This is a genomic window from Cyanobacteria bacterium GSL.Bin1 (assembly GCA_009909085.1).
Classification (GTDB): domain Bacteria; phylum Cyanobacteriota; class Cyanobacteriia; order Cyanobacteriales; family Rubidibacteraceae; genus Halothece.
Genome location: JAAANX010000158.1, coordinates 1 through 6,917, shown reverse-complemented (window position 1 = coordinate 6,917; position 6,917 = coordinate 1). Strand labels below are relative to the sequence as shown.

Below are 6,917 nucleotides of genomic sequence, written 5' to 3'. Positions count from 1 at the left end.
GTTTCTGCCGGACGCAGCGTCCTGCCGGGTCAATTGATAGGTAAGTGCTACGCAGGAAAGCCCATTCGTGAGGATGGGAAGCCCGCGCTGTACCGATAGGTCAGCGCCGGGAGATGTCACTTACCAATAATACAGCCCTTACGAGCGGGTAATTCTAGGGTCAGAATATTTTGATTGCTATCCCATTGCAGTCCTGTCTCTCCGAGTAATAAACCATGGGGTTCACTTTGGAGTTGCGCTGTGGGAACAGTCGCTGATGCTGGTTCAGTTCCTGAGTTCACCGCAATAATTAATTCGCATGCAGCTAGCGTGCGGGCAAACACATAGACTAAACCTTCTGCGTACAGAATTTTATAGTCTCCGGTTCTTAAGGCAGGATAGCTGTGGCGTAAACGAATCAAGTTTTGATGCCATTGTAAGAGGTCTTGATCCCACTGTTCTTGGGGAGGAAAACTCCTGCGAGAATCGGGATCGAGTTTGCCGGGTAAGCCGACTTCATCGCCATAGTAGATACAGGGTGCGCCAGGAAAGGTTAATAATAATAGGGTTGCGAGTTTAACACTGGCGCGATCGCGCTGGGCTATACTGAGTAACCGAGCCGTGTCATGACTGGCTAAAAGATTGAGTTGGGTTTGTTGAACCTCCCAAGGATATAAGTCTAATAACGTTTGAATCTGTTGGGCATATTCGCTGGCATTTTGAGCGGGATAGGGCTTATAGTCCGGTTGTTCTACTAAGGATCGATCAACGCGATCGCCGGTGGTAAAGGCAATCGTGGGACCGGTAAACACATAGTTCATCACGCCATCAAATTGCGTTCCATCGAGCCAGGATCGAGAATCTCCCCAAACTTCACCGACAATATAGGCTTCTGAGTTAATTTTCTTCACTCTTTCTCGAAATTCCTGCCAAAATCCGGGGATTTCAATTTCATAGGGGACATCTAATCGCCAACCATCAATTCCTTGCTGGAGCCAATACTCTCCCACCCGCATAATATACTCTCTTACATCCGGATTGTCATGATTGAATTCCGGTAATGCCCGATTGCCCACCCAACTGGCATAGTTTGCCGGTAAATCGCCATTATACGCTGAAACAGGCCAGTCTTTAATCTTAAACCAATCCACCCAGGGGGAGTAGGGACCATTTTCCAAAATGTCATTAAAGTAGAAAAAACCGCGACTCGCGTGATTAAAAACCCCATCCAAAATTACCTTCACATTCCGTTGATGGGCAGCCCTTAAAAGCGCTTGGAGCGCTTCATTGCCCCCTAAAATCGGATCAACCTGATAATAATCATGAGTGTGATAACGGTGGTTAGAAGCTGATTGAAAAACGGGCGTTAGATATAAAGCAGTTATTCCCAAATCTTGCAAATAATCGAGCTGCTCAATCACACCCCACAAATTTCCTCCTTTGTACCCTTGCAGGGTCGGTGGGTCTTCCCAAGGTTCAAATTTGACGTGCTGAAAAATCGATGATGTCCCTTTTGGGGGTTGGGCTTTGGCAAACCGATCCGGGAAAATTTGATAAAATACGGCATTTTTAACCCAGTTAGGGGTTTGAATTGACATGAGCGCGTGTTGATTCCGACTTCTCTCATATTGTACTGGTCTATTCTCCTTCTTTTTGTTACAAATTATTTAGAGTATCTTGACAAAAACTATGACATCTTCATCCCAGCTTAAAACAGAAGTGAAAACTTGGACCTGGCGCGGTTATCCCATTACTTATCGCACCTGTGGGGAGAAAGGGAGCGCGATCGTTTGTATTCATGGCTTTGGCGCTTCTTCTGGACACTGGCGGAAAAATTTACCGGTACTTGGAGCCTCCTTTCGCTGCTATGCTTTAGACTTAATTGGCTTTGGCGGTTCCGCTAAACCCCAACCCGGAACCGAAATTGATTATACGTTTGAAACTTGGGGCGAACAAATTGCTGATTTTTGCCAAGAAGTGGTAGGAACCCCGGTTTTTTTGGTGGGAAACTCCATTGGTTGTATCGCAGCGATGCAAGCGGCAGTGATGCACCCAGAAATCAGTTTAGGGGTAATTAACCTGAATATTTCTTTGCGACTCTTGCATGAACGGAAGCGACAAGCCTTACCGTGGCATCGTCGTTTTGGTGCGCCCATTGCCCAAAAAATCTTAAGCTATCCTCCCATCGGGAAATGGTTTTTCCATCAAATTGCCAAACCGAAGACTGTACGCAACGTTTTATTACAAGCCTATCAACGTCCAGAAGCAGTGACTGATGAACTCGTAGAGATGTTACTTGCCCCCGCTCAAGATCCTGGGGCAGCTGGAGTGTTTGTTGCCTTTACCAATTATTCTCAAGGTCCCCTGGCAGAAGATCTATTACCTAAGCTGAGTTGTCCAGTCCTTATTTTGTGGGGGACGGATGATCCTTGGGAACCTGTTGCTTTAGGTAAAGAATTAACTGGTTTTCCGGTGGTGGAAGATTTTATCGCTTTACCTGGATTGGGACATTGTCCTCAAGACGAAGCGCCAGAGGAAGTCAATCCCATTATTGAGCGTTGGATCACAACTCACAGCCAAAACTTCAACTTTTCTTAAAAGTGTATAAATTTTTGTAAATAGGAAAAATTAGAGGCGCAAACCCTTTTCTCATGAAAGTTTCACCCCTAAGATTGAGTAAAATAGCGATGTGTTAAGATTAACATAAGTATATGAAAGCGCATGGAGTTACCAGTTAATTATTAATCTGGTTAGCTAAAATAGTTCATAGAACGGTTAGCTATCTCCGTTATTACGCTAGAAACGTGTCTCCTGATTCAGGAGAATCATCACGTCATACCAGTTAGTTGAAATGAGGTCTCACAGGAGCCATCTGTTCAATGGAATCTATAGAAAGAGCACTTGAAAAACTGAAAGATTGGGGTCGTAAATTAATTGAGCTATTGCTTGGACCGGAAATGGAGCCAGAAGCTGAGCCAATCCCTGTCCCCGTCGAAGAGCGAGTTTCCCGTTATTATCGCTAAGGGAAGCAGACTTAAAAACTGGTGCAGCAGCTACAAATCTTAGTTTTACACGGCCCTAACTTAAACCTACTAGGTATTCGTGAACCCTCCATTTATGGAGTTTCAAGTTTAGAGCAAATTAATGCAGCTCTGAAAAATTATGGCGCAGAGCTGCATAGCTATGTGGAATGTCAACAGCATAACTCAGAAGGAGCAATGGTGGAGGCGATTCATGGTGCGCTAGAAAACAAGGATGGCATTGTTATTAATGCTGGAGCTTATACGCACACAAGTGTAGCCATTCGTGATGCTTTATCAGGCGTGAAACTTCCTGTAGTGGAAGTTCATTTAAGCAATATTTACCAAAGGGAATCATTCCGCCACCATTCATACATAGCATCAATTGCCCTCGGTCAAATCAGTGGGTTTGGTGCAGAGAGCTATCGCTTAGGATTAGAAGCGCTTGTCCGTTATTTGCAAAGTAAAAAAGAGAGTTAAACCATGCAGCAGACTCTCTTATCTCGTTGGGAAGGTGCTTTACTGGGAAGTTGTCTCCCCTGGATGGGAAACGTTTCAGAAGGGGCTCAAGTTGAGTCTTGGTACGAGAGACAAAACCAAGCTATTCAAGCATTAGCAGAAACAGGACAGTGGCAAGGGGGGATTAATTGGAAAGGATATACAACGAGCGAAATTATCTTATCCTGCTTACCCCTAATCTTATTTTTCAATGACCAACCCGAAACCTGGGGGGAGCAACTGAGTGCAATTGCACAACAGAAAAATGAATCATCTTTAGCAACCGCAGCGATTTTGGCGTATGCGACAGCAATTACTTGGGGAACTAGCGAAAAGTTGCCAGGGAATACTCTCTTTAAAAAATTAAGAAAAGATTTAGACGAGGATTCATCTGGCAATGGCAACGTTTTAACAATGTTACAAAATAGTCTAGAACAAGAAGCAACCTTACAAGAAATAAAGCTAAAGTTACCCTCGACTTGCCAAGACATTTGGTTGGCTTTATACTGTTTTGCGACAACCTCAGAAAATTTAGCCCTAAGTGTGAGGAGGGTGAAAGCAAGCGAGGGGTCAAATTCAATAATTTTGGCTTTAGTAGGCGCTTTATCGGGAGTGCATAATGGGGTGAATGCAATTCCGGTTCCTTGGCGTTGTCTGTTGCAAAAAGAGAGGACAGAATGGAAACAAAAGTTGAGATTAATGTGGGCCACTTGGTCAGGGAACTATCACTTTCCTGGGCAAGCTAACTTTGACGAGCACCTAGATGTAAATGCAATGGCAATTGCGCCCTGCGGAGTGATTCAACCTCGTAGGCAGAAACCTTAAATTTAAAATTATTAACTGATGGAGTAGCGCCAAGCTTGATGATAGGTCCTAATTCAGCTCGGCAAAGCGATTTAAAGCTGATGAAACATTCTCCTAGTATTACTCATCGACTCGCTGATCATCCTCGCAAGCGGCTTTCCTCATGGCAAGGAATCGGAAGACAAATCACTGCTATTTTCGCTTCTGGTTCGTGGTTAATGTTTCTCCTCGCTTTACTGACCTTGACAGGAGTCGTGGGGAATCGGCTGTATAACCAACCTCAACTGGCGATTGGAACACGAGCGCCGGAAACGATTATTGCTCCTTCTGATGTCAACATTAAAGATGACTTGAAAACGGTTCAAAAGCAGGAAGCGGAGAGGTCGCGCTTGAGTCCTGTTCTGAAAGTGAATACGGCAAAAAACAAAGCGATTTTCAATGACCTGGCTACAAAGTTAGATCATTTATCAACACTACGTAAAGAAGCAGGAGCAGAGCTTTTTGTTCCCACCGATCAGTTATCAGAACCTGTACAAGTTTACCTTCGTACTTGTTCTCAGTCGGCATGGGAAAGAATATTAGCGAATGTTAATACATCCACATCTCAGCAACCGCACTCTCTTTCTGAACAAGCAAAATTTCAACTGGCTCAATTATCACAAACTTTATCATCGTCAGACTTTTCTCAGTTATTAACCACCCTTGATCAGGTACGTCAGCAACACGCTGCTACTTTAACCCCAACCCCTACCATCGACGATCAGGAAACAAGATGGCTCAGTCTAAGGCAACGTCGAGTTTTACTAGGGCTCTCCCCTTCTCAATGGCAAGTGACCCGAACGGCGGTTGAAAAAACAGCACGTCAAATGTTGACTCAAGGAATTCCTCGGGGGTTACCACCATCGGTTTTAGAATCGGCAATTGAACTGCAACTCCAGGAGACAGCGCCGCCAGTTAGTGTCAATTTAGGGCGTGAACTTTTAAAGGAAACACTCACGCCAAATTTAGTGGAAGATACCACACAAACCAAAGCACTGGAGGAGGCTGTTACCTCAGCAGTAGAGCCTGTCATGCTCACTGTTGAAGCAGGGAGTCCCATTGTGCGCTCAGGGAATGTGATTAGCCGGGAGCAATTTTTACTGCTTGATGCCTTAGGTCTCAGTCAACGGGGTATTAACTGGCAAGGATTATTACTATGTGCAATATTAGTTACGATTGCAATCACTTTTTTTTGGTTAACAAAGCGGTTGGTGAGGCGAAAACTGCGACGGCGCGATCAAATATTGCTAATTTTACTCAGTGTCGCCAGTCCTCTTTTATTAATGCTTGGAATAACTTACTCTTGCTTGCCGGCAGTGGGGTTATTAGTGAGTAGCTTTTATGGACCCAGTTTAGCCTTAACCCAAATCAGTTTAGTAACGGGGCTTGAAGTTTATACCTTATTGAGTGGACAAGAGATTTTTGTTGCTTGGGAAGCCCTGATTACAGGAGCGGTCGGTGGTATCTTAGCAGCGGCAATTGCCGGACAACTGCGATCGCGCGAGGAATTGGCAATTTTAGGGGGAGCAATCGGTTTAGTAGAAGGGGCAGTATATTTGCTGCTGAGCTTAATTCTAAACACAACTGGAGAAACGATTTGGTATGCGATGCTACCCGATGCTGTGATTTATGGTCTATCCGGGTTGGTTTGGAGTATTGTCGCCTTTGGTGTTTCTCCTTACTTAGAACGTTTCTTTGATTTAGTCACACCGATTCGTTTAGCGGAGTTAGCCAATCCCAATCGCCCTTTATTGCAACGCTTAGCCATTGAAGCCCCAGGAACCTTTCAGCATACCTTGTTTGTTGCCTCTTTAGCCGAAGCAGCAGCCCGAGAATTGAATTGTAATGTGGAGTTAGTTCGAGCCGGAACGCTCTATCATGATATTGGTAAGATGCATGATCCATTAGGATTTATTGAAAACCAAATGGGGTGTAAAAATAAACATGATGAGCTGAATGATCCCTATGCAAGTGCCAAAATTATTAAGAAGCACGTTAGTGAAGGCTTAGTAATGGCCCGTCGTTGTGGTCTCCCCAAAGCGATTCAAGATTTCATCCCCGAACATCAAGGGACTTTGCTCATTTCTTACTTTTATTTTCAAGCGCAAAAAGAGGGAAAAGGCACGGTTGCTGAAGCTGATTTTCGTTACGATGGACCAACACCTCAATCCCGAGAAACAGGGATTGTTATGTTAGCGGATGGTTGCGAAGCGGCGCTGCGATCACTGAGTGATGTTTCTTCGGAAAAAGCGCTGTCGATGGTGAATAAAATTATTCGATCGCGCTGGCAAGACGAACAGTTAAAAGATGCGAATTTAACCCCGAATGAACTGAAAAAAATTGCCCAGGTCTTTGTGAGAGTGTGGCAACAAACGAACCATAAACGAATCGCTTATCCAAAAGCGGCTTTGGATGCCAAATATGCTTCTTCTCTCAAGAAGTAAGGGTTAATCAGTACCTAAAAAATTCAATGACCCCCACCTACTTCGTGAGGTGGGGGATTGGGGAGAGATCACCTCCCCGTAGCTGCGAATAGAGCCATGAGCGGTTAGCGAGTAAACACTTCCAGATGTTTCT

Annotated in this window: 5 protein-coding genes; 4 read left to right on the top strand and 1 reads right to left on the bottom strand. The window is 44.6% G+C overall.

Annotation, left to right across the window (positions count from 1 at the left end; translation table 11 throughout):
* Window positions 1-116 precede the first annotated feature (116 nt).
* On the bottom strand, window positions 117-1,577 hold the full coding sequence (locus GVY04_18790; GenBank protein ID NBD18102.1) for a DUF3459 domain-containing protein: 1,461 nt from the start codon (window positions 1,575-1,577) through the stop codon (window positions 117-119).
* A 91-nt stretch (window positions 1,578-1,668) separates the two neighbouring features.
* Here GVY04_18790 and GVY04_18785 point away from each other — a divergent pair, with 91 nt between their 5' ends.
* The 4 genes from GVY04_18785 to GVY04_18770 all read left to right on the top strand — a co-directional run bounded on the left by GVY04_18785 (window position 1,669) and on the right by GVY04_18770 (window position 6,784).
* Window positions 1,669-2,577, top strand: coding sequence for an alpha/beta fold hydrolase (locus GVY04_18785; protein ID NBD18101.1), 909 nt, complete (start codon window positions 1,669-1,671; stop codon window positions 2,575-2,577).
* 446 nt (window positions 2,578-3,023) lie between these two features.
* Window positions 3,024-3,479 carry a type II 3-dehydroquinate dehydratase gene (gene aroQ / locus GVY04_18780; GenBank protein NBD18100.1) on the top strand — a complete coding sequence of 152 codons (456 nt, stop codon included), beginning with the start codon at window positions 3,024-3,026 and terminating at the stop codon, window positions 3,477-3,479.
* A gap of 3 nt (window positions 3,480-3,482) precedes the next feature.
* Window positions 3,483-4,322, top strand: coding sequence for a hypothetical protein (locus tag GVY04_18775; GenBank protein NBD18099.1), 840 nt, complete (start codon window positions 3,483-3,485; stop codon window positions 4,320-4,322).
* Window positions 4,323-4,360: 38 nt separating this feature from the next.
* Window positions 4,361-6,784 carry an HDIG domain-containing protein gene (locus GVY04_18770; GenBank protein NBD18098.1) on the top strand — a complete coding sequence of 808 codons (2,424 nt, stop codon included), beginning with the start codon at window positions 4,361-4,363 and terminating at the stop codon, window positions 6,782-6,784.
* Window positions 6,785-6,917: the final 133 nt, after the last annotated feature.